This window comes from Vibrio sp. 10N.222.55.C6, assembly GCF_041473395.1.
In the GTDB taxonomy this organism is placed as follows: Bacteria; Pseudomonadota; Gammaproteobacteria; order Enterobacterales; family Vibrionaceae; genus Vibrio; species Vibrio crassostreae_C.
Map to the genome: position 1 here is coordinate 1 of NZ_JBFRSD010000560.1, position 372 is coordinate 372.

A 372-nucleotide genomic window follows, 5' to 3' on the forward strand; every position below is an offset into this window, starting at 1 on the left:
GATCAGGACCTTCCATATTCTTATCTAATGTAAAATGCTTCTCGATCAGAACAGCACCACGGGCAACAGCTGCAATTGGAATCGTTATTCCTTCGCTATGATCTGAATAGCCAGCCTTTAGATTAAATGCTCGGCCGAGTGTATCCATTGCTTTTAGGTTGATTTCTTCCATTGGTGCAGGATATTCTGTCGTGCAATGAAGAATTGTTACTTTTTCTTTTAACGCTTTTTGACCCGCCTCTGACGCGTAAGCTTCTTGGAAACCTAATATGGAAGGCTGTGTATTTTCATCGGCTGTATAACCGAAAGCAATAACCCCTAATGCTATCTCAATTTCAGACAGTGTCGCCATGCCGGTAGAAACGATAAGAT

Annotated in this window: 1 protein-coding gene; it reads right to left on the reverse strand. The window is 41.9% G+C overall.

Features of this window, described 5'->3' with window-relative positions:
- Positions 1 to 372 (reverse strand): N-acetylneuraminate synthase family protein (locus tag AB4486_RS25095; protein ID WP_372119414.1); only part of this gene is annotated, 372 nt, incomplete at both ends.